This window comes from Allokutzneria albata (genome assembly GCF_900103775.1).
Lineage (GTDB): Bacteria > Actinomycetota > Actinomycetes > Mycobacteriales > Pseudonocardiaceae > Allokutzneria > Allokutzneria albata.
Map to the genome: position 1 here is coordinate 6419726 of NZ_LT629701.1, position 22718 is coordinate 6442443.

Annotated in this window: 17 protein-coding genes; 10 read left to right on the top strand and 7 right to left on the bottom strand. The window is 69.6% G+C overall.

The genetic code is table 11. From position 1 onward, the window contains the following. The first annotated feature begins 82 nt into the window (after positions 1–82). Complete coding sequence (locus BLT28_RS29235) at positions 83–925, top strand: helix-turn-helix transcriptional regulator (protein ID WP_030428053.1); 843 nt, start codon at positions 83–85, stop codon at positions 923–925. On the opposite strand, the gene BLT28_RS42615 is transcribed toward BLT28_RS29235, so the two are convergent. Together BLT28_RS42615 and BLT28_RS29240 are read right to left on the bottom strand one after the other, a co-directional pair. Next, a complete protein-coding gene (locus tag BLT28_RS42615) occupies positions 922–1047 on the bottom strand; it encodes a hypothetical protein (RefSeq protein WP_269459609.1) in 126 nt (41 codons plus the stop codon). The two genes, BLT28_RS29235 and BLT28_RS42615, sit on opposite strands and share 4 nt — an antisense overlap. An 83-nt stretch (positions 1048–1130) precedes the next feature. Further along, positions 1131–3578, bottom strand: coding sequence for a GcvT family protein (locus tag BLT28_RS29240; RefSeq protein ID WP_030428054.1), 2448 nt, complete (start codon positions 3576–3578; stop codon positions 1131–1133). 75 nt (positions 3579–3653) lie between these two features. On the opposite strand from BLT28_RS29240, the gene BLT28_RS29245 reads away from it, so the two are divergent. Both BLT28_RS29245 and BLT28_RS29250 read left to right on the top strand, forming a co-directional pair. Continuing rightward, positions 3654–4574: a phosphotransferase gene (locus tag BLT28_RS29245; protein ID WP_030428055.1), complete on the top strand. Its 921-nt coding sequence runs from the start codon at positions 3654–3656 to the stop codon at positions 4572–4574. 14 nt (positions 4575–4588) lie between these two features. Next, complete coding sequence (locus BLT28_RS29250) at positions 4589–5137, top strand: DUF3558 family protein (protein WP_162184806.1); 549 nt, start codon at positions 4589–4591, stop codon at positions 5135–5137. Here BLT28_RS29250 and BLT28_RS29255 read toward each other — a convergent pair. Then, on the bottom strand, positions 5126–6985 hold the full coding sequence (locus BLT28_RS29255; RefSeq protein WP_081900098.1) for a PIG-L family deacetylase: 1860 nt from the start codon (positions 6983–6985) through the stop codon (positions 5126–5128). The genes BLT28_RS29250 and BLT28_RS29255 overlap by 12 nt on opposite strands. A 134-nt stretch (positions 6986–7119) precedes the next feature. Here BLT28_RS29255 and BLT28_RS29260 point away from each other — a divergent pair, with 134 nt between their 5' ends. From BLT28_RS29260 to BLT28_RS29290, 7 genes are all read left to right on the top strand, one after another. Continuing rightward, a complete protein-coding gene (locus BLT28_RS29260) occupies positions 7120–8151 on the top strand; it encodes a glycosyltransferase family 2 protein (protein WP_043810720.1) in 1032 nt (343 codons plus the stop codon). Beyond that, positions 8148–8567 (top strand): GtrA family protein, encoded by a 420-nt coding sequence (locus tag BLT28_RS29265; RefSeq protein ID WP_030428059.1) that lies wholly within the window; start codon positions 8148–8150, stop codon positions 8565–8567. The genes BLT28_RS29260 and BLT28_RS29265 overlap by 4 nt, the downstream gene beginning before the upstream one ends. Then, complete coding sequence (locus tag BLT28_RS29270; protein WP_030428060.1) at positions 8564–10822, top strand: hypothetical protein; 2259 nt, start codon at positions 8564–8566, stop codon at positions 10820–10822. The genes BLT28_RS29265 and BLT28_RS29270 overlap by 4 nt, the downstream gene beginning before the upstream one ends. A gap of 332 nt (positions 10823–11154) precedes the next feature. Next, complete coding sequence (glf, locus tag BLT28_RS29275; protein WP_030428061.1) at positions 11155–12342, top strand: UDP-galactopyranose mutase; 1188 nt, start codon at positions 11155–11157, stop codon at positions 12340–12342. A 6-nt stretch (positions 12343–12348) separates the two neighbouring features. Next, positions 12349–14322, top strand: coding sequence for a glycosyltransferase (locus BLT28_RS29280; protein WP_030428062.1), 1974 nt, complete (start codon positions 12349–12351; stop codon positions 14320–14322). 87 nt (positions 14323–14409) lie between these two features. Next, a complete protein-coding gene (locus BLT28_RS29285) occupies positions 14410–14922 on the top strand; it encodes a phosphatase PAP2 family protein (RefSeq protein ID WP_030428063.1) in 513 nt (170 codons plus the stop codon). A 7-nt stretch (positions 14923–14929) separates the two neighbouring features. After that, positions 14930–15859 (top strand): decaprenyl-phosphate phosphoribosyltransferase, encoded by a 930-nt coding sequence (locus BLT28_RS29290; RefSeq protein ID WP_030428064.1) that lies wholly within the window; start codon positions 14930–14932, stop codon positions 15857–15859. Positions 15860–15913: 54 nt separating this feature from the next. On the opposite strand, the gene BLT28_RS29295 is transcribed toward BLT28_RS29290, so the two are convergent. The 4 genes from BLT28_RS29295 to BLT28_RS29310 form a co-directional block, all read right to left on the bottom strand. Further along, on the bottom strand, positions 15914–17092 hold the full coding sequence (locus tag BLT28_RS29295; RefSeq protein ID WP_030428065.1) for a phosphotransferase: 1179 nt from the start codon (positions 17090–17092) through the stop codon (positions 15914–15916). Between the two features lie 125 nt (positions 17093–17217). Further along, a complete protein-coding gene (locus BLT28_RS29300) occupies positions 17218–20043 on the bottom strand; it encodes a PQQ-dependent sugar dehydrogenase (RefSeq protein WP_043810583.1) in 2826 nt (941 codons plus the stop codon). 565 nt (positions 20044–20608) lie between these two features. Further along, positions 20609–21364, bottom strand: a complete 756-nt coding sequence (locus tag BLT28_RS29305; RefSeq protein WP_030428067.1) for a decaprenylphospho-beta-D-erythro-pentofuranosid-2-ulose 2-reductase — start codon at positions 21362–21364, stop codon at positions 20609–20611. Then, positions 21361–22716, bottom strand: a complete 1356-nt coding sequence (locus tag BLT28_RS29310; RefSeq protein WP_030428068.1) for an FAD-binding oxidoreductase — start codon at positions 22714–22716, stop codon at positions 21361–21363. The genes BLT28_RS29305 and BLT28_RS29310 overlap by 4 nt, the downstream gene beginning before the upstream one ends. Positions 22717–22718: the final 2 nt, after the last annotated feature.

Consider the following 22718-nt stretch of genomic DNA (forward strand, 5'->3'; position numbering starts at 1 on the left):
CCGCGCGCTACCGAGAGCCCGTCGATGCTGGTAGTGCCACTACCACCCTTGAGATGTCGGTCCCCGGTGGCACACTCCGGCGGTGACCACCGTGGAGAGCCGCACCACCCGCCGCCGCACGGCGCTCGCCGAGTTCCTGAAGGCGCGCCGCGCGCGGATCGACCCCGCCGATGTCGGCCTGGAACCGGGCGGGCGGCGCCGGACCGCGGGACTGCGCCGCGAGGAGGTCGCGCTGCTCGCCGGGGTGGGTCTCACCTGGTACACGTGGCTGGAGCAGGGGCGCCCGATCAACGCCAGCTACCAGGTGCTCGATGCCATCGCCCGCACGCTGCTGCTCGACGCGCCCGCGCGCAGGCACCTCTACGACCTCGCCGAGGCGACCCCGGCCCGGTTCGCCACCCCGGTCACTGAGGTCCCGGAGTCGGTGCACGTGGTGCTGCGCTCGCTGGACCCGCTGCCCGCGGTCCTGCTCAACGCGCGGTTCGACATCCTGGCGTCCAACGCCGCGCACGAGGAGATGTTCTTCGGCTGGCACAGCCTGCCGTGCGTGCACAAGAACCTGCTGTGGTGCTGCGTCACCGAGCCGCTCGCCCGCGACATGCTGGAGAACTACGACCAGGTGGTGCCGTACTTCGTCGGGCGGCTGCGCGCGGAGTACGCACAGCACGTCGACGATCCGGAGTGGGCGGAGGACATCCGCAGGCTCTCCGAGCTGAGCGAGGAGTTCCGGGAGCTGTGGGCCCGGCACGACGTCCTCGCCCCCACCCCGACCTGCCTGCGGTTGCGCCACAGCGCGGCCGGATCGCTCAGCTTCGTCAACCACGAACTGGTCGTCGAAGGCGCGGGCGATCTCCGCATCCGGGTCTACACCCCCACCGACGACCTCACCTGGCAGCGCCTGCCCGCGACGCGCAACCCCGGCTAGACCGGCGCGACCAGCCCGGGGAAGCGCCCGCGGCCCTGGCACGAGCGGCAGGGGCGCACCTCGTCCAGTGTGATCGGGCGACCCTCGGTGATGCCGCAGCGACCGATGCTGCGTTCCCGCATGCCCAGGCAGCCGGGACAGAGGGTGTGGGCGGTGGTCGCTCGATTGGGGGTACTCACGAGTCCCGAAGGTACCGACTCGTCGCTCACTGTCGAACGCGTTCTCCCCGGGGATCGAACAGCGGCTGCTTCGAGACGACGGCCGGTACCCAGGTGCCGAACAGTTCGACCTCGGCGCGAGTACCCGGTTTGGCCAGCTCGACCGGCAGGTACGCGTAGGCGATCGACGCGCCGACGGTGTAGCCGTAGCCACCGGATGTGACCCTCGTCAACACCGTGTCGTCGATCCGCACCGGCTCGCTGCCGAGCACCGCCTGGCGCGGGTCGTCGAGCACCAGGCAGGCCAGCTTCCTGGTCAGCCCGCGCTCCCTGGCGGCGATCAAGGCGTCGCGGCCCAGGAAGGGCTTGTCGAGCTTCACGCAGAACCCCAGCCCGGCCTCGTACGGGGTGACCTCGGGGGAGAGGTCGGAGCCCCAGAGCCGGTAGCCCTTCTCCAGCCGCAGGCTGTCGATCGCCCGGTACCCGCCCGCGACCAGGCCGTGCTCGGCTCCCGCCGCCCACAGCGTGCGCCACAGCGCGGCGCCGTACTCGGCCGAGCAGTACAGCTCCCAGCCCAGTTCGCCGACGAAGGTCACCCGCAGCGCGCGCACCGGCACGTCGCCGACCGTGGTCTCCTGCGCCGTCAGGTAGGGGAACGCCGCGTTGCCCAGGTCGGCGGGGGTGAGCGGGGCGAGGATGTCGCGGGCGCGCGGCCCCCACAGCGCGAAGCACGCGAACTGCCCGGTGACGTCGGCGATCCGGACGTCGGGGCCCGCGTGCCTGCGCAGCCAACCCATGTCGTGCGAACCGAACGCCGTGCCGGTGACGATCATGAACTCGTCCTCGGCGAGGCGGGTCACCGTGAAGTCGCACTCGATGCCGCCGCGCGTGTTCAGCGCCTGGGTGTAGGTCACCGCGCCGATCTCGTGGGCGACGTCGTTGGCGCACAACCAGTTCAGCATTTCCGCCGCACCGCGCCCGCTGACCGAGATCTTGGCGAAGGAGGACTCGTCGAACAGCCCGGCGCGCTCGCGGGTGGCGATGTGCTCGGCGCCGATCGCCGGGGACCAGTTGCGGCCCGCCCAGTCGTGCGGGCGCAGTGAAGAGTCTCCACTGTCCACATTGGACTCGTAGTGGTTCACCCTTTCCCAGCCTGACTTCTCGCCGAAGCTCGCGCCGTGCTCGACGTGCCAGGAGTACGCGGGGGACACGCGCAGCGGCCGCCCCGCCGAGCGCTCGCGGTGCGGATAGGGGATGTCGTAGTAGGTCTCGTAGTTCTCCACGACGCGCTTGCGGGTGTAGCTCGGCGAGCCGTAGTGCCTGCCGAAGCGGCGGATGTCCATGTGCGAGACGTCCGGGCCGGGGTCGCCGCTGACGATCCACTCCGCCATCACCTTGCCGACCCCGCCTGCGCCCGCGATGCCGTGCGCGCAGAAGCCCGCGGCCACGAAGAACCCGCCGACCTCGGTCTCGCCCAGGCAGAACTCGTTGTCCGGGGTGAACGCCTCCGGCCCGTTGATCATGCGACGGACGCCGATGGTGCCCATGACCGGCACCCTGGCCTCGGCGTTCGCCCCGATCTCGGTGAACCGGTCCCAGTCCTCGGCAAGCAGCTTGCCGTTGAAGTCGGCCGGGACCGCCTCGAACGCGGCGCCGCTCTGCGCCCACGGCCGGGAATCGCGCTCGTAGCCGCCCATCAGCAGCCCGTCGACCTCCTCGCGCCAGTAGACGAGGTTGTCCGGATCGCGCAGCGTCGGCAGGTGCGTGCCGTCGCGCGGCCGTACCGGGTCGGTGACCAGGTACTGGTGCGACATCGGCACGATCGGCACCCGGACCCCGGCCATCCGCCCGATCTCCGCGGCGAACATGCCACCGCAGTTCACCACGATCTCCGCCTCGATCTCGCCGGAGTCGGTGCGCACCCGGTGCACCCGCCCGTCCCGCACGTCGATGCCGAGCACCCGGGTCCTGGTGAAGATCCGCACGCCCCCGGCGCGTGCGCCCGCCGCCAGCGAGTACGTCAGCTGCGAGGGGTCCACGTAGCCGTCGGTCGGCAGGTACGAGCCGCCGAGCACGCCGTCGGTGCTCATCAGCGGGAACAGCTCCTTGGCCTCGGCCGCGGAGATCTCCCGCAGCGGCAGGTCGAAGGTGCGCGCCCAGCCGATCTGGCGGCGGGTCTCCTGCAGCCGCTCCGGGGTGCAGGCCAGCCGGATGCCGCCGCAGGGCACCCAGCCCACCGGGTGCTCGCTCGCCTCCAGCTTCGCGTACAGCTCAGCCGAATAGGTGTTCATCCTGGTCAGCGTGGGATCCGCGCGCAGCTGGCCGACCAGCCCGGCGGAGTGGAAGGTGGAGCCGCTGGTCAGCTCGGCGCGGTCGAGCAGCACGACATCGCGTTCGCCCAGTTCGGCGAGGTGGTAGGCGATGCTCGTGCCGCCGACGCCACCGCCGATCACGACGACGCGGGCGCGGGCGGGGAGCGTTCGGTCCGTGGCCACGACCCATTCGTACCGGGCGGGCGCCCCCGGCGGAACGCCTTGACGCCAGAAGATCACCCGCAAGACACTCCCGCGATGGACATCTCCGACGTGCTCACGCTGATACCCGGGTGGGCCGGGAAACCCGTGCAGCGGTTGCCCCTGGTCGGAGGGCTCAGCCATCAGGTCGGCCTGGTGCGGGTGGACGGTGCGGACTTCATCGTGCGCGTGCTCGACCCCGCGGTGTCCACGGCCGGGCTCGGCGTTCCGCTGGACCAGGAGATCGCCAACACCGTGCGCGCCGCGGAGTCCGGGGTCGGCGCGGCTGTGCTGCACGTGCTCGACGAACCACCGACGCTCATCCTGGAGTACCTGCCGGGCACCACGTTGTGCGCCGCGGACGTCCGCGAGCCCGTGCGCATCCGGAAGATCGCCGCCGCCGTGCGTGTGCTGCACACGAGGACGCGGCCGTTCGTCAACGACATGGACATCTTCGACAAGCTCGCCGAGCTGCTCGAGCTGTGCGAACGGCACGGGCTGACGATGCCGGAGGACTACCGGGAGCACCTGCCGCTGGTCGGGGACGTGCGGGCGGCGCTCACCGCCGCACCGCTGCAGAAAGCGCCGTGCCACAACGATCTGCTGGCCGAGAACTTCATCGAGACCGGCGATCGCGTGCGCATCGTGGACTACCAGCTGAGCGGGATGAACGACCCCGGCTTCGAGCTGGGCAACATCGCGGCCGAGTCGCAGCTGACGCCGGAGCTGACCGAGCTGCTGGCCCGCGAGTACTTCGGTGACGCCTTCGACGCCGCGGCGCTGGCGCGGGTGCGGCTGTTCTCGATCATGTCGAACTTCACCTGGACGCTGTGGTTCTGCATCCACCACGGGCTGCTGGCCAAGCCCGGCAGCGACTTCGACTACTGGGGCGAGGCCGCGTCGAAGTGGGGCCGGGCGAAGGCCGCGCTGACCGATGACGAGCTGGGACGGTTGCTTGACCTCGCCCGTCGGGGGTGATGGACACTCTGGGGGTGAGGCGTACACCCCTGATCGCTGCCCTGCTCGTCATCGCGACCGTTGCCGCTGGCTGCGCCCAGCCGGTGCGCGGTGAGGCGCTGGCCGGTCCGACGCCGACCACCACTCCCGGGCGGGTGCCGGGCGCCGCTCCCTACGACCCCTGCAAGATCGTGACCTGGGCGGACTTCCCGCTCGAGGTGCGCACGGTGGAGAACGTCGTGCCCCGGCACCGGCCGCCGAACCCCCAGGCGCCGGACGAGGTGTACGCCGACGGGTGCGCCTTCGACAACATGGGCGAGAAGCCGTTCATGGCCCTGGTCATCTGGGGCTCGATCACCAAGATCCGGGTCGACCCGAAAGGTCCCGAGGACAAGCCGGTGGTCTACGGCAACCGGCGCGGGGTGCGGAGCGTGTACCCCGGCGGGCAGTGCGTCACCCGGTTCACCCTGGACTACGGCCAGGTCGGCGGCGTTTCCCTGGTGAACGAACGGTTTCCGGAGGTCGATCCGTGCACGATCGTCGACGTCCTCGCCGAGAAGATCGTGCAGCGCCTAGCTTCCTAGCGCGCCCCAGCGCCGGAACGCGCCACCGGGCGCGTCCTGCGCGCTGGTCTGCAGACGCCCGTCCAGCCCGAGTGCGAACAGCGTGATCCTGTTGTCGCGCAACGAGATCGCTGGGGTCTCCGCCACCTGGCCCGGCAACGGCGTCCACGCGCCGCCGGTCGAGACCGAGACCCCGGCCGCGCGGTCGCGGACGAACACCGACAGCCGGCCCCCCGCCCACGCCAGGCCGGGGGCGCCGAGGCCGCCGGGCGCGGGCAGCAGGACCGGCGCGCTGCCCGTCCGGACCACCGCGACGGCCGCCGAGTCCGTCACCCGGTAGGCCAGCGCGGTCTGATCGCCGTCGGTCGCGGTCGCCGACAGCGGCCCGCTCGGAGCCGGAGCGCGGAAGGCGGTGTCGCGTCGCGGTGCTTCGCCGTCCCGCCGGGACCAGCGCAGCACGCTTTGCCGGGTCGGCGCGAACAGATCCCAGCCGGTGCCGTTCGCCGCGACCGCGATTCCGTCCTGCACGTCGGAGCCGCCGAGGTCGGCCCACCGCGTCGGCCAGGTCCGGCCGTCCGGCGCGGTCAGCATGCTCACCCCGCCGCCGCCGTTGCGCACGAACACCGACAGCTCGCCCCGCGCCACGGCCGCCACCGGAGCGCCGCCCTCGAACTCGCGCGCCCCGCCGCGGTTGGGGTTGCCGAGGTTCGTCCAGCCGGACTCGGACAGCACGAGCACATCGTTGGTGTCCTGGCGTCGCGCGAAAACTCGTTGTCCCGCAACGGAAATCGTCGGCGCGAGCGGTCCACCGGCATCCGGGGCCGGTGACGGGCCGGTCCAGTCGCTGTCGGTCTCGGTCCACCGCACGAGCCGCCCGGCGAGCACGGCGAACGCCCGCCGCCGCCCGGACTGGTCGGTGGCCACCCAGTTCACCCCGCGCGGCCAGCGGTAGTACGTGCGCCGGGCCCACGCGTCGTAGGGGCCGCCCATGCTGACCTGGTCGTCGTACGGGACGTAGGCGGCGAAGGTGTCCAGCTTCTCCCGCTGCTCCTCGGGCGTGATGTTGATCGGTGCCTCGTCCACGTTGTAGTCGCGGTAGTTCATCGACACGAAGCGTGGACTGGCGCCCGAGCGCTGGTAGAGGTCAGCGGCCTCCCTGGCGAACAGCGCGGCCATCACGTGGTCGGGGTGGTCGTGGAAGGGGACCCAGTTCCCCGTGTAGCGGCGATCGGGCGCGGTGTCCTGCGAGCGGAGCACCGTGGGCCGGAAGTGCGCGTAGAGCCCGACCAACGTGTCGATCACGGACTGGCGGTCGTAGAAGCAGTTGACGCCTTCGACTCCGCCCGTGGGCTTGAGAGCGCGCACGCGCACGAAGTTCGCGCGGTCCTGCCAGAGGCGCACGAGCGCGCGCGGGCCGCCTAGTGCCTTCGCGTCCGCGTTCTCCGGGAGGTTCACGAACACCAGCTGAATGCTCGGGCGCTCTTTAAGGGTGTAAAGCTCCACACGGTGATCGCGGTCCAAAACAAGCGGTTCTGCTCGCCAGTCATCACGAACGCGAGCCATTCGCGCGTAAGCAGCGCGCGTGCCCGCTTGGCGCTTCGCTGCGTAACCATACGTATCCGCAACGTTAGCCTCGCCTGCGGTCAAGTACACAGTCGCGACGGGCTGGCCAACTTTTATGGCCGTGCTGACGTCAGGGTTCATGAAGAGGATGTCGTCGTCCTGGTGCGCGACAACCTGCAGGTGACGGACTTCGGGAGCGGGACCGGGGGATGTCGCCGGCGGTGGTGTGGGACTCGGCTCCGTGCAGGAGAACAACGCCGCCGCGAGAACGACCGCGAGAACCACCGAGACCCCACTGCGACGCATGTGGCGACGGTAACCAAAGTCCGCATAGGGTGAACTGGCGCCCTATACCAAGGCAACCTGAAGCTCAGCTGAAGCGTCGTACCCAGCGTGATAGCTTGGCGGAACGGCTGGTTGGGCCGTTTGGGGGAGTGGCCGTGCGTCTGTCCGTAGTCGTGCCGTGCTTCAACGAGGAGCGCGGTCTTCAGCATCTCCGTGACGCGCTCAGCACGGTGCTGCCCGAGGCGGCCGAGGAGTTCGAGGTCCTGCTGGTCGACGACGGCAGCTCGGACGGCACCCTCGACGAACTGCGACGCATCTGCTCCGAGGACACCCGGTTCCGGTTCATCGCGCTCAGCCGCAACTTCGGCAAGGAAGCCGCGATGCTCGCCGGGCTCTCCCAGGCCACCGGCGACGCCGTCGCGCTGATGGACGCCGACCTCCAGCACCCGCCGGAGCTGCTGGCGCAGATGGTCGAACTGCTCGGCCACGGATACGACCAGGTGGTGGCGCGGCGCACGCGCAAGGGCGACAAGCCCGTGCGGACCTTCGTCTCCCGGCTCTACTACCGCCTGATCAACAAGATGGTGGACGTCGAGCTCAAGGACGGCGTCGGCGACTTCCGCGTGCTGTCCCGGCGCGCGGTCAAGGCGCTGCTGTCGCTCGGCGAGTACAACCGCTTCTCCAAGGGCCTGTTCTCCTGGATCGGCTTCGACACCGCGGTCGTGCCCTACGAGAACGTCCAGCGCCAGCACGGCGAGACCAAGTGGACCTTCGGCAAGCTGCTCAACTACGGCATCGACGGCGTGGTGTCGTTCAACAGCAAGCCGTTGCGGATGGCCATCTACCTCGGCCTGCTCACCACCGGCCTCGCCTTCATCTACGCGGTGTACGTCATCCTCGACTCGATCATCGGTGGTGTCGACACCCCCGGTTACGCCACCGTCATGGTCGGCGTGATCCTTTTCGGCGGGCTGCAACTGATCTTCCTCGGCGTGATGGGCGAGTACCTGGGCCGCATCTACTACGAGAGCAAGCGGCGCCCGCACTTCCTGGTCAAGGAGTCCAGCGGGGACACACCCGTCACCGTCGCGCTCGGCACCGAGGCGATGCTGGCCTCGGAGCTGGCCTCCGAGCACGCGGAGCTGCTGCAGCACGTCCACAACCACCCCGAGGCGACGGCGAAGTGAACTTCGGCAAGTACGACCGGATCGTCCGGTTCGCGGTCGTCGGCGCGATCAACACCGGCGTCTACTACGGCCTCTACCTGCTGTTCGGTCAGGTGGCGCACTACCAGGTGGCGCACATCTCGGCGTTCCTGATCGCGATGGTCGGCTCCTACTTCCTCAGCTGCTACTTCACCTTCAAGGTGCGGCCGACGCTGCGGAAGTTCCTGCTCTTCCCGTTGTCCAACGCCACGAGCTTCGTCGTGCAGACGGCGGGGCTGTACCTGCTCGTCGACGTGATCGGCATGCACGAGGACTACGCGCCGCTGATCACCATGGCCGTGTCCATCCCGATCACCTACCTGGTCGCGAAGTTCGTGCTCACCGATCGCCCAGCCGCGAGCCCACTGGCCGCCGCACAACAGGAGAACCCGCGGTGACCACCGTGCCCACTTCGACCGACGAACCCGCTGCGCCCGCCGAGAAGCGCGAGTACGAGAAGCCGGTGCTCAGCATCGGCGTTCCCGTCGGTGTCGTGGTGCTGGTCGCCGTGCTGTCGCAGATCCCCGTGCTGGTCAACCGCGTCTTCTACTACTGGGACGACAGCGCCGCGCAGTTCCTGCCCATGTGGTACCGGCTCGGTCAGCGGTTGCTGTCCGGGGACTTCCCGCTGCTGCTGGACACCGAGGCGTGGATCGGCGGCAACCTCACCGCCGAGGCCATGTTCGGCGTGTGGAACCCGGTCAACCTGCTCAACTACGTGCTCGTCGCGAACTTCGACGACCTGGCGAGCGCGGGGGCGGTGGTGAAGGCCGAGTTCCTGGTCATCCTCGCGCTCGGCGTGTACTTCCTCGCCCGTGAGTACGGCGCCTCCCGCTGGGCCTGCTCGGCCGTGGCGGTGGCGATGCCGTTCTCCGGCTTCACCCTGTACTTCGAGGCCAGCATCTGGATCGCCGGGCTGATGGCCTTCGCGTGGGTGCCGCACTTCTGGTGGGCCGCCCGCAAGCTCGCCCGCGGTCGCATCGGCACCATCTGGCCGTTCCTGTTCGGCGCGCTGTGCGTGACCGTCGGCAATCCCTACGGGCTGCTCGGCGTCGGTCTCGTGCTGCTCGTGCTGATGATCGAGTTCCGCGCGCGCAAGGCGGTCGTCCGGTTGTTCGCGCTGGGCGCCACGGTCGGCGGCGTCGCGCTGCTGGTGTTCCTGCCGCTGCTGGGCAACTCCAAGGTGAGTTGGCGCAACAGCAAGGAGCTGTTCAACAACACGCAGTTGGTGCCGTCGCTGCAGGACTACCTGAGTTCGAGCCTGCCCAGCCACGTGCCGGACATCCACTCCTTCTCCACCATCTCGGTGCGGATGACGTTCCCCGCGATGTACCTGGCGTGGTTCGTGGTTCCGCTGCTGGCGTGGCTGGACTGGTCGGTGCTGCGGCAGCGCTGGCGGCAGCTGCTCGGCGTGCTGGTGATCGGCGGCGTGTACCTGGTCGCCACGCTCGGGCCGTCGAACTTCTGGATGTTCCGCTGGCCGCTGCGGCTGGTGGAGTACTTCTACCTCGCGGTGATGGTGCTCTTCGCGGTGCTGCTGTCCGCGGGGCTGCGCCGCGACCACCTGCGCCGGCGCGCCTGGACCACGGTCGGCGCGCTCGCGGTCACCGCCTACCTGTCGTTCTCCTCGTGGCCGAAGATCGCCGCGTGGCACATCGTCTCGGTGCTGCTGCTCGGTGTCCTGGTCGCGCTGTCGGTGATCGTGTTCCGGCGCTGGGGAAGCAGGCCGCTGGTCGCGGTGCTGCACGTCGGCACGGCCGCGGCGCTGCTGCTCCAGGTGGTGTGGTTCCCGATCAACCGGGACGTCGCGCCGTACGGCTTCCCCAGTTCGGTCGCGGAGCTGAAGACGTTCGCGTCGCGCTACCCGGGCACGATGGTCCAGGTCGCCGATCGCGATCCGGTGATATACCGGGGCAAGGGCCAGTTCCTGGAGCCGGACACCGCGGTGTGGCGCGACATCCTGTTCGGCAACGTCTACCGGGTCGCGGGCGTGGACACCACGACCTCGTACTCCGGGATGGGTTTCAAGCCGTTCCACAAAGCCTTGTGCCTCAACGACTACGGCGGCGCCAAGGTGCGCGAGTGCCCCGGCGACACCTTCGCCAACCTGTGGGCACCGACCGAGGCGGGCGTTCCCCTCGCGGACCTGATCAAGGTCCGCACGATCGTGGTGCAGCGCGCGTTGATCGACTCTCCGCACGTGCCCCCCGGCTGGACGGTCGCGGAGCGCACGAACTTCGTGACGGTGCTCCGGCGCGTGCGGGACATGCCGGACTGGGGCAGCGCACGGCTGAGCCGCACCACGCCCGGCATGAAGGTCGTCGAGGACGCGATGCCCGCCCAGCACAAGGAATCGGTGGCGTTCGAGCGCGGAGCCGCACGGGGGCCCCTGTCGCTGACGTTCGCGCGGCTGAACTGGCCCGGCTACAAGGCGACGGTCGACGGCAGGCCCGTAGAGGTCCGCAACGGCCCCGGCGGCCTCGTGACCGTCGATCTCCCCGCCGACGTCTCCGCAGGCCGCCTGAACCTCACCTGGACGCCCCCGGGCCTCTGGATCGGCCTCGCAGGCGCCGCCGCGGGCCTCCTGGCCGCCTTGGTGCTCACCGTCCTCCAGCGCCGCGGCCCGGGTGCGAAGGCGGGGAACCCGGGCTGAGAGGTAGGTCTCGGGGCGATCTGGGCCACGCGGTGCTGTCACGGTGCGTGTCCGGTCGGCTTCGGTTGCCCAGGCCGTCCCATCACCCGACGGTTGGGTGTCCGGAGGGTTACCTCCCGGCGCCCCGGTGCGGGTCACGGCTGTTCAACGGCTGAGCGGCGACAGCCGCCGCCGGGCGGCGCGTTGGGCCGAACGGGTCAGTCTCACCGGAGCAGGGGGCGCTGACGTCGGCCTCAGCCGGGCCCTCCGCTCGCGGTGAGTGATAACACCTGATCAAGCCCTTGACAGGGCCGGTTCGGAACCTCGCCGGGACGTCGGTACCCTGGCCAACCGTGAGCTTCGCAGGCTATGACCTGATTGTCGTCGGTTCCGGACTCTTCGGCCTTACGGTTGCCGAGCGCGTCGCCAGCCAGCTGGACAAGCGTGTGCTGATCATCGACCGCCGCGACCACATCGGAGGCAACGCCTACTCCGAGGCCGAGCCGGAGACTGGTATCGAGGTGCACCGCTACGGCGCCCACCTCTTCCACACGTCGAACAAACGCGTCTGGGACTACGTGAACCAGTTCACTGAGTTCACCGACTACCAGCACCGCGTGTTCGCCATGCACAAGGGGCAGGCGTACCAGTTCCCGATGGGCCTGGGCCTGATCTCGCAGTTCCTCGGCAAGTACATGTCGCCGGAGGACGCGAGGAAGTGGGTGGCCGAGCAGGCTTCCGAGATCGACTCCAAGGACGCGAAGAACCTGGAGGAGAAGGCGATCTCGCTCATCGGGCGCCCGCTGTACGAGGCGTTCGTGCGGGACTACACCGCGAAGCAGTGGCAGACCGATCCCAAGGAGCTGCCCGCCGCCGTCATCAGCCGCCTGCCGGTCCGCTACACCTTCAACAACCGGTACTTCAACGACACCTACGAGGGTCTGCCGGTCAACGGCTACACCGCGTGGCTGGAGAAGATGGCCGACCACCCGAACATCGACGTTCGGCTGAGCACGGACTTCTTCGACATCAAGAACGAGATCCCCGCGGGCACCCCGGTCGTCTACACCGGCCCGCTGGACCGGTACTTCGACTACTCCGAGGGCTGGCTGGGCTGGCGCACGGTCGACCTGGAGCCCGAGGTCCTGCCGATCGGCGACTTCCAGGGCACCGCGGTCATGAACTACAACGACGCGGACGCCCCGTACACCCGCATCCACGAGTTCCGGCACTTCCACCCGGAGCGCGACTACCCGACGGACAAGACGGTCATCGTCCGCGAGTACTCCCGCGCCGCGGAGAAGGAAGACGAGCCGTACTACCCGATCAACACCTCCGAGGACCGCGCCAAGCTCGAGCGGTACCGCGAGCTGGCCAAGGCAGAGGCCAAGAACAACAAGGTCCTCTTCGGCGGTCGCCTCGGCACCTACAAGTACCTCGACATGCACATGGCGATCGGATCCGCGCTGAGCATGTTCGACAACAAGATCGCGCCGTACTTCACCGAGGGTCGCGCGTTCGACGGTTCGCTGGAGGATTGAAGAGAAGTGACCGAGCAGCAGAGCACCGCGACCGCGCAGGGGCGTGACGACGCGCCGGACGCCAAGCTGAGCGATGTCAGCTCGGTCCGCGTTGGTGGCCGGAACAGCGAGGTCCCGGCCAACCGCGTCCTCCAGCGGGTGATCTTCCCGCGCGACGAGGACCCGTTGGACGTCCGCCCGCTCTACGTGGACGAGCCGGCCAACGCCTCGAGCCGGGTGCACTTCACCTCTCGCCGCTCGGTGACGGTCCCGTCCTCGACGAAGACCTCCTTCGCCGCGTACTTCAACGCCTTCCCCGCCAGCTACTGGAAGCGGTGGACGTGGGTCAGCGACGTCGTGCTGCGGATGACGGTCCGCGGCACGGGCCGGGTGGACGTCTACCGCTCCAAGCCCAGCGGCGACATCGTGCACCTGCAGGGCAAGGCCGTCCGCGGCGCGAAGAACTGGACGGTGCTGGAGTTCCACACCTCGCTCCAGCCCTTCGAGGACGGCGGCTGGATCTGGTTCGACGTCTTCACCGAGGACGCGCAGCTGGAGATCAAGGACGCGGTCTGGGCGACGGACAAGGACCTGCCGGAGCAGAAGGTCTCCGTCGGCATCTGCACGATCCGCCCGCAGGACGCGGTCATCGCCCTGCAGGCGCTCGGCGAGGACCCGGCCGTGCTGGACGTGGTCGGCAAGGTGTTCGTGGTCGACCAGGGCGCCAAGAAGGTCCGCGAGACCGAGGGCTACGACGAGGCGGTCCGCCGCCTCGGCGACAAGCTGGAGGTCATCGAGCAGGCCAACCTCGGCGGCTCCGGCGGGTTCACCCGCGCGCTCTACGAGGGCGTCGAGCACACCGACTGCGAGCAGATCCTGCTGCTGGACGACGACATCCGGCTGGAGCCGGACAGCGTGCTGCGCGCCAACGCCTTCGCGCGGGCCGCGTCCAGCCCGGTGGTCGTCGGCGGGCACATGCTCAACCTCCAGGCGCGGGCTCGGCTGCACAGCTTCGGCGAGGTCGTCGACCTCAAGTCGGCCATGTGGCGCAAGGCGCCGGGCGCGGTCACCGACCACGACTTCGGTGAGGAGCCGCTGCGGGAGACCGAGGAACTGCACCTGCGGATCCACGGCACCTACAACGGCTGGTGGATGTGCCTGTTCCCGCGCCAGGTGATCGACCAGATCGGCCTGCCGCTCCCGCTGTTCATCAAGTGGGACGACGCCGAGTACGCGCTGCGCGCGGGTGCGCACGGTTTCCCGACCGTGTCGCTGCCGGGCGCGGCGGTCTGGCACATGCCGTGGACGGACAAGGACGACGCCACCGACTGGACGGCGTACTTCCACGTCCGGAACCGGCTGATCATGGCCGCGCTGCACAGCCCGTACGACGTGCGCGGGCCGCTGCTCAAGCAGGGGCTCAAGCTCTCGCTGCGGCACCTGTTCTCCATGGAGTACTCCACGGTCGCCCTGCACCAGAAGGCGATCGAGGACTTCCTGGAGGGTCCGGACAAGCTCTTCGAGACCCTGGGTACCAAGCGCCCGGAGATCCTCAAGATCCGCAACGAGTACTCCGACGCGCACATCCTGCCCTCGGCCAGGGAGTTCCCGCCGCCGACGTTCGACCCGGTGAAGGCTGAGCGCCTGCTCAAGCCGCCGGTGAACCCGGTGGTCATCGCGGCCCGCGCCGCGCTCTCCCTGGCGCACCACCTGAAGGAGCCCGACCGCGAGGCCATCGACCGCCCGCAGATCAACGTCTCGGCGCAGGCCGGTCGCTGGTTCCTGCTCGGCGCGCTGGACAGTGCGACGGTCTCCAACGCCGACGGCAGCGGGGTCGCCTTCCGCCGTCGCGACCCGAAGCTGTTCAAGCAGCTGATGGCGCGGGCGCTGCACAACCACAAGCGGCTCGTGAAGGAATGGCCGCGGGTGCAGCGGGAGTACCGCCAGGCACTGCCGCAGCTGTCCAGCCGGGACGCGTGGAAGCAGCTGTTCGGCTCCTGACGCAACACCGGCCCGGGACTGCGCGTCCATACCCAAAAGCGCGCGGTCCCGGGCCGCGGCGTCTCACACGGTGAAAGCTGGAGAAACATGTCTACGCAGGAAACCGCCGCGCTCTCCGAGGTGCAGCGCCGGATCGCCAAGCCCCCCGTGGTGAAGGCGGCGCGGGCGATGTCGTTCTTCGGGGAGCACGCCGCGGGCTGGCTGGCCATCGGCGCGCTCGGCGCGGTGGTCGACCGCAAGCGTCGCAAGCAGTGGCTGGTCGGCGCGGCGGGCGTCGCCGCGGCGCACGGCGCTTCGATCGCGGTGAAGCGCGTGGTGCGGCGGCCCCGTCCGGACAGCCCGGACGTGGAGATCCTGGTCGGAACGCCGAGCAAGCTCAGCTTCCCGTCCTCGCACGCGACCTCGACCGCGGCGGCCGCGGTGATCTACGGCGGGCTGACCGGCAAGCGGCTCACCCCGCTGCTGGTGCCGCCGATGCTCGTCAGCCGCCTCGTGCTGGGCGTGCACTACCCGACCGATGTGCTGGCCGGGTCCGTACTGGGCGCCACCATCGGCGCCGGCGTCAGCCGCTGGCTGCGCAAATCGGAACGTTCGGAGTGACCTGACCATGACCACGTCCGCCCCCGAGGCCGCCGCTGTGGATCCCGGCGAGAACAAGCCCAGCCTGGTGCGCACCACCAAGGGCCTGCTCAAGGCCGCCCGCCCGCGTCAGTGGATCAAGAACATCCTGGTGCTGGCCGCGCCGTTCGCCGCAGGCAAGGTCAACAACGTCGACGTGCTGGTCGACGCGCTGATCGCCTTCGTGGCGTTCTCCCTCGCGGCGTCGGCGATCTACCTGGTCAACGACAGCAAGGACGTCGAGGCCGACCGGGCGCACCCGACCAAGCGGAACCGGCCGATCGCCGCGGGCATCGTCCCGGTGCCGCTGGCCTTCGCCACCGCTGTCCTGCTGCTGTTCGGCGCGCTGGGCGTGTCCGTGCTGGCCAGCTGGGACCTGGTCATCGTCATCGCGGTCTACGAGGTCGTGCAGCTGGGCTACTGCTTCGGCCTGAAGCACCAGCCGGTGATCGACATGTGCATCGTGGCCTCGGGCTTCCTGATGCGCGCCATCGCCGGTGGTGCCGCGACGGGCGTTCCGCTGTCCCAGTGGTTCCTGCTGGTCACCGCGTTCGGCTCGCTGTTCATGGTGGCGGGCAAGCGCTACGCCGAGATCCGGCTGGCCGAGCGCACCGGCGCCAAGATCCGCAAGTCGCTGGAGAGCTACACCGCCAGCTACCTTCGCTTCGTCTGGGCCATCGCCGCGGCCATGGTGATCATGACCTACGGCCTGTGGGCGTTCGAGCTGAACGAGCAGGTGAAGTCCGCGTGGTCGGTCGTCTCGATGGTGCCGTTCGTGATCGCGATCCTGCGCTACGCGGTGGACGTGGACAGCGGCAACGGCGGTGAGCCCGAGGAGATCGTGCTCAAGGACCGCTGGCTGCAGATCCTCGGCGTCGCCTGGGTCGTCTTCCTCGGCATCGCCTACTACCTGCGCTGATCGTTCTGTGCCGAACCGCCGCTCCGGGCTCCGGGGCGGCGGTTTCGTCATTCGCTACCCGTCGAGCGCGGCCAGGCCGTCCAGGTCCACCAGCGCGGTCGCGGCGCGTTCGATGATGCCGCGGCTGACCTCGTCGGGCTGGTACTTCGGCTGGATGGCGCTGTGGCCGATGGTGGCCAGCCAGACGAAGTACGGGAAGAACGACTGCCTGCGGTAGGCGAGCCAGGCGGAGTCGGGGTCCGGGGCCGCCGCGCCGGCCGCGCCGAGGCGGTCGAGGTAGAACTCCAGCAGCTCCCGGCCCCACGCCCGCCGGTCGGCGATGTCCAGGCCGGAGTTGACGGTGTAGGCGAAGTCGAACGCCCAGCTGCCCCGCATCACGATCTGCCAGTCGGTGAAGCCCATCCGGCCGTCGGAGGTGCGGTAGGTGTTGCCGATGTGCGAGTCGCCGTGCAGCAGCGTCAGCGGTCCCTGGCTGGCGATCTCCAGCGACCGTTCAAGACCCCGGTAGAGCTTGTCCTGCAAGGAGATCAGCGAATCCGGGATGACCGAGCGGGCCCGCTGCGCCCCGACCTCGGAGCGCTTGGCGAAACCGATCAGCCGGTCCAGGTTGTGGAAGTGCCCGCTCGGCGGCTTCAGCCAGGTGTGGCCGCGCAGCTCGTCGGAGTCCCAGTACCGCGCGTGCCAGTGCGCCATGGTGGACAGCAGGTCCTCGATCTCCGCGCGGGAGATGGGCGTCTTCGGCGTGCAGAAGGTCGCGCCCTTGGCGACCGCGATGTCCTCCATGAGCGAGATCGAGCGCCCCGATGCCGGGTCGGCCGCACCGTGGAAACCGCGCGCGGCCTCGATGTCCAGGTGCGGCCGGAGGTGCTTGAAGAAGTTCGGTTCGCCGTCGAGCACGTGGGCGAGGCTGAGCGTGAGGCGCTGCTTGAAACCGCGCGTCGTCTTCACGAACAACGCTTCGGGCAGCTCCGAATTCCGGCCGATCTCGTTGTAGGTCACGGCGATCCGCCAGCGGGTGGACGTCCCGCTGCTCACGTCCTCGGTGCGGAACGCTGTGACGCGCGCACCGGGGTGTTCCGCGCAGAGCACCGCGGTCAGCCAGTCCGTGGTGATCTCCTTGCCGGAGACGGGGATGTCCGCAACGCCGGTCGCGCGGGCGGTGGTGAACCGCTCGCGGAGGACGTGGCCGCCGACGCGCGCGAGGGTCTTCGCGATCTCAAGCCCAGGATGCATCCCCGCACGGTACGACCAAATGATCTTCGTCGGATAGGTGCGAACCGGGGGAAAAAGACGGCGGCGACGGCGCCCTGCACACCGTCGCCGCCATCTGTCCATTAAGGACATTCAGGTGGTCTTCGTCAGCGGGAGTCGGTCACCTTGCCGGTCGCCCGCTCCCAGACGATCTTCCCGTTCTGGAACAGGTTTCGTCTTCCGCCCGTGACGTCGTGCTCCCCGGTGGTCGGATAGCCGAGGTAGGACCGCTCCCAGCCGAGCTGGGCCCAGCGCGCCTTGATCGCGCCGTAGATGTCGTGCGCCCCGGTGGAGGAGGTCCAGTAGACCGAGCCGCCCTTGCTGAAGTGGTTGTAGCGGCCGACCCCGTCCGGGGTGCCCATCTCGTCCGTCGTCGGGTAGCCCAGCGGTCCCTGCTCCCAGCCCGTGCGCTGCCAGGTCCGGCGGATCTCGCCGTAGATCGCCTGCGCGCCGGTGGACGGGGTCCAGTACACCGAGCCGTTCTTGCTGAAGTGGTTGAACCGCCCGACACCGTCCGGTGTCCCGCTCTCGCTGGTGATCGGGTAGCCGAGCGGGCCGGCCTCCCAGCCCGTGCGCGCCCACGCGCCGCGGATGTCGCCCCAGATCGCCACCGCCCCGATCTGCGGTGTCCAGTACACGGAGGCGAAGCCGCTGTACGGGGTGCCCGCGAAGTGGTTGAACCGGCCGACCCCGTCCGGCGTCGGCAGTTCGTCGGTAGTCGGCGCGCCGAGCCGCGAGTGCCCGCCGTTGGCGACGTAGGTGCCCAGGATCGCGCCGTGCACGGCCTTCACCCCGGCCGCGGGCGTCCAGTAGAGCCGCCCGCGTTCGTACTCGCGGTACCGCAGACCGCCCTCGGCCACCTCCGGTGCGAGCGGCGCGCCGAACTGGGTGCGCAGCGCCTCGTCGCCGTCGTAGCGCTGGTCGAGCGGCGTCACGTAGTTCGCGGTCACGGTGACGTCCGAGCCGCCCATGATCACATTGCGGGTGCGCGAGGCCGAACCGTCGGTCCACTTCGCGAACGTCGCCACACCGTCGGAAGCCTCGGCCGCCGCCTCGATGCCGACCTCGGAGCCCACGGTCATCAGCGCCGTGGTGGTCGAGCCGTTGGAACCGATGCGCACCCCGGCGGGGATGTTGCTGTTCACCGTGAGCCGCTGCTGCCACGGCATCGCGGAGTAGGACTCCGTGGTGGTCACGCCGTAGCGGTCGGTCGCCTTCACGGTGATGTCCACGCGCGACTCAGGGTGGTCGGTGAACGGCATGCCGAAGGTCGGGCCGGTCCCGCCCACGTCCGGGTGCGAGTGGCACGCGGCGTTGGTCGGGCAGTGCACCAGATCGCTGCTCCAGGTCACCGTGAGCGCGCCGTCCTCGACGTCGTTCGCGGTGGCGTTCAGTTGGACCTGCTCGTTGACCGCGAAGACCTTGTTCGCGGGTGGTTTGGTCAGGGTGATCGTCGGCGCGTTGTTCGACGGCGCCACGGTCAGCTGCGCGGTGCCGGACTTGCCAAGCGCGTCCGTCACGGTGAGCTTCGCGGTCAGGACGTTCTGGCTGGTCTCGTACTTGTGCGTCGCGGTGATGCCCTCGCCGGTGGTGCCGTCGCCGAAGTCCCACTTGTAGGTCAGCGCGTCGCCGTCGAAGTCGTAGGACTTGCTCGCGTCGAAGGTGACCGTGCGGGTGGAGGGGGCGGTCGTCGAGGTGGCCTTCGCGATCGGCGCGTGGTTGGCCGAGGAGTAGCTGAGCCTGCGCAGCTGGCCGGAGTAGATGTCGGCCATGACGATGTCGCCGTTGCTGGCCGCGCCGAACTTCACCGGCCCGCCGATCTGCGTGCCGAAGGGCGGCTTCTGCGAGCCGGGCACCAGCGTGCCGTCCGCGTTGTAGCGCAGCGTCCAGATCTTCTTCTGCGCGTAGTCGCCGTAGAAGTAGGCGCCGCGGTACTCCTCGGGGTAGGCGGTGCCGGAGTACACGATGCCTCCGGTGATCGCGTTGCCCTCGTTGCGCAGGTAGGTCAGCAGCGGCGGGGTGTTGACCATCGTGGTGCACACCGGGATCAGGCTGTAGGCGGGTGTGGGGATGTCGCCCTCCCAGCACGGCCACTTGTAGTTCTGGCCGGGCTGGACGAGGTTGACCTCCTCGCGCCGCTCCCACCCGACGTCGGCGAGCACCGGGGCGCCCGAGGACGGGTCGAGGGAGAACCGGAACGGGCTGCGGAACCCGCTCGCGTAGACCTTGCTCCGCCAGGAACGCGGGTTGTCGGCCTGGTAGAAGGGGTTGCCCGGCGCTCCGCTGCCGTCCGGGGTGAGTCGGAAGAGCTTGCCGTAGGGCTCGTCGATCTCCAGTGACCTCAACGCGAACTTGTCCACGTTGTCCGGGGTCGCGCCCTCGGAGTAGCGCACGCCCGCGCTGTCGCCGACCGAGACCCAGATCGAGTCGTCCGGGCCGACCGCGAGACCGGTGATGCCGTGGATGTCGGTGTTGCCCGGGATCTGCAGCAGCGGCACCTCGTCGGTGAGCCCGGACGGCACGCCCTGCGCGTAGCCGAGCGTCCACCGGCTCATCCGCAGTTCCTTGCCGACGCCGACGTTCACCGCGCGCGTCAGGTAGAGCTGCCGCGTGGTGGCGAAGTCGTTGGCCAGCGCGAGCCCGGTCAGGCCGAGGTCGCCGTTGGAGCGGGTCGGCAGGGTGGCGATGGTGCGCGGCTCCCCGGTGGCCGGGACCCACGCCACGGTGCCCTTCTTCCCGGTGGTCAGCACGCTGCCATCGGGGAGGTGGGCGAAGTCGGTCAGCTCGAAGGGCTCCTGGCCGCTGCGCTGGTCGGTGAAGACGAACCCGGCGGGCAGGATCGGGACCTCGTCGGCGGCGGCCACGCGGGGCACGACCACTGTGGCGGCGACGACCGCCGCGGTGGCGGCGGCGGAGAACAGGCGAAGGCGCACGATCCCTCATTCGTAGGACAAGCCAGTCGCGTTACCGACCGCAACCAAGTTGACACTCAGTAACAAAGCCCAGCTCAAGTGGCCCGGGCGGCAACTAACAGGGGGATCGCTGGACAGCGGGGGGAATTGACGGAGCGAAGGCGGGGGAGCCGGTCACAATAACGATGATATTGCTCAGGTCCATACCTTCTGAGCAGCGAAAAGGCGCACCCGGTCGAACAGGGTGCGCCTTTTGCGATCATCGGGTGCCGCCGAACGGCTCAGGTGCGGAAGTCCCGCACCTCGCCGGTCGCGAGGTCCGGCCAGCGCGCCGGGTTCACGTAGAGCCGCGGCGCGGACGCGAAGGCCGGCGGCACCGCGAGCGCGATCCGGCCGACCGAGGGCAGGGAGCCCAGCCTGCGGGACTCACCCGTCGCGGAGAAGGAGATGATCTCGCCGCGCCGGCCAACGCCGCGGCCAGTCCTTTGCGTTCGCGCACACGGGTGCCATCGCAGGACGGTCGGGGTTCATTGACGAGAAGGCGCACCCACTTCGCGTGAGTGCGCCTCTTCTCGAAGTGAGAGGCTCAGATGGGCAGCTTGCGGAAGATCGCCCGGGGGATGTGCCGCAGCACCGACATCACGAACCGCCACGCGCCCGGCGCCCACACCAGGTCCTGGCGCCGCCGCACCGCGGTCACCGCGATCTCGGCGACCTGCTCCGGCTGGGCGGCCAGCGGAGCGGCCTTCATGCCCTTGGTCATCTTGGTGTGCACGAAACCGGGGCGGACCACGGTCACCTGCACGCCGTGCGGCTTCAGCGCCTCGCCGAGGCCCAGGTAGAAGCCGTCGATGCCGGCCTTGGTGGAGCCGTAGACGAAGTTCGACCTGCGCACGCGCTCACCGGCCACCGAGGACAGCGCGACGACGGCGCCGTGCCCCTGCTGGCGCAGGCGGTTGGCCAGCGCGACGCCGACGGTCACCGGCGCGACGAAGTTGACCTCGGCCATCTCGCGCGCGTGCTCGACGTCCTGCCACGCGCGCTCGGCCTCACCGAGCACGCCGAAGGCCACCACGGTCACGTCGATGTCGCCGTCGGAGAACGCCTTGCCGACGACCTCCTCGTGGGTCTCCGGCCTGCGGGCGTCGAAGGCCAGCGTGCTGACGGTGCACCCCTTGGCGCGCAGGCGCTCCGCGGCCTCGTCCAGCCGCTCGGACGGACGCGCGGCGAGCACCACGCGCAGCGGACGCTGATCGGCGAAGCGGTCCACGATCGCCAGGCCGATCTCGGAGGTGCCCCCGAGCAGCAACAGGGACTGGGGATTGCCAACGGCGTCGATCACAGCATCAGCCTTCTGGAGAGGTCGGAGTTGAACACACCACGCGGGTCGACCGCGTCCCGGACCTTCTGCCACTCGGCGAGGCGCGGGTACATCGAGCGGAACGCGTCCGCGGTCAGCCTGGAGTCCTTGGCCAGGTACAGCCGGCCACCCGCCTCCAGCACCAGCTGGTCCAGCTTGTCCAGCAGCGGGCCCAGGTCGTCGGTGATCGGGATGTCCACGGCGAGCGTCCAGCCCGGCATCGGGAAGGACAGCGGACCGGCGTTGGCGGTGCCGAAGCGCTTGAGCACGTTGAGGAAGGACACCGCGCCACCCGAGGAGATGATCTCCATCGACTTGCGGACCGTGTCCTCGGCGCCGTAGGGCACCGCGTACTGGTACTGCAGGAACCCGCGCGGGCCGTAGACCCGGTTCCACTCGCCGACGATGTCCAGCGGGTGGAAGAACTGGGTGATGTTCTGCACCTCGCCGCGCCGCTCCTTGGGCGCCTTGCGATACCAGAGCTCGTTGAAGGCGCTCACGGTCAGCTTGTTCAGCAGGCCGCTCGGGAACACCGGCGGCACCGTGGCCAGCTGCGGCGCGTTGAACTTCAGCGGGTCGTTGCGCAGTTTCGCCGGCAGGTCGTCGAGCTTGGCCGACCAACCGCGGGTGAGCACCGCGCGGCCCATCTTCGCGCCGGTGGACGCGGCGTCGAACCAGGCCACCGAGTAGGTGTACTGGTCGTCGTTGTCCATCAGCCTGGCCATCAGGTCGTCCAGGTCCTTGGTGCGCTCGGTGTCGACGAGGAAGTACGCCGACTCCACCGACTTCAGCTGCACCGTGGCCCGCAGCACCACACCGGTCAGACCCATGCCGCCCGCGGTCGCCCAGAACAGCTCCGAACCGGGGCCGTCCGGGGTCACCGTCCGGATCTCGCCGTCCGCGGTCAGCAGCTCGATCGCCAGCACGTGGTTGCAGAAGCTGCCTTCCACGTGGTGGTTCTTGCCGTGGATGTCCGCGGCGATGGCACCGCCGACGGTGACCTGGCGGGTGCCCGGCAGCACCGGGATCCACAGGCCGTGCGGCAGCATCTGCCGCATCAGCTTGTCCAGGCTGACCCCGGCGTCCACGGTGACGATGCCCGTCTCGGTGTCCACGTGGTGGATCTGGTCGAACGTGGTCATGTCCAGGACCAGGCCACCGGCGTTCTGCGAGGCGTCGCCGTAGCTGCGACCGAGACCGCGGGGGATCACACCCCGGCCGTCGGCCGCGCGCACCGCGTCGGCCAGCTCGGCACGATCGGCGCGCTCCAGGACTCTCGCGGTGGTCGGGGCCGTGCGGCCCCATCCGGTCAGTCTGCCGAGCTTCTCAGGCATAG

Coding starts and splice junctions, on each gene's coding strand:
- BLT28_RS42615 (WP_269459609.1), bottom strand. CDS start 1,047: ATGCGGGAACGCAGCATCGGTCGCTGCGGCATCACCGAGGGTCGCCCG.
- BLT28_RS29245 (WP_030428055.1), top strand. CDS start 3,654: ATGGACATCTCCGACGTGCTCACGCTGATACCCGGGTGGGCCGGGAAA.
- BLT28_RS29255 (WP_081900098.1), bottom strand. CDS start 6,985: ATGCGTCGCAGTGGGGTCTCGGTGGTTCTCGCGGTCGTTCTCGCGGCG.
- BLT28_RS29285 (WP_030428063.1), top strand. CDS start 14,410: ATGTCTACGCAGGAAACCGCCGCGCTCTCCGAGGTGCAGCGCCGGATC.
- BLT28_RS29290 (WP_030428064.1), top strand. CDS start 14,930: ATGACCACGTCCGCCCCCGAGGCCGCCGCTGTGGATCCCGGCGAGAAC.
- BLT28_RS29295 (WP_030428065.1), bottom strand. CDS start 17,092: ATGCATCCTGGGCTTGAGATCGCGAAGACCCTCGCGCGCGTCGGCGGC.
- BLT28_RS29310 (WP_030428068.1), bottom strand. CDS start 22,716: ATGCCTGAGAAGCTCGGCAGACTGACCGGATGGGGCCGCACGGCCCCG.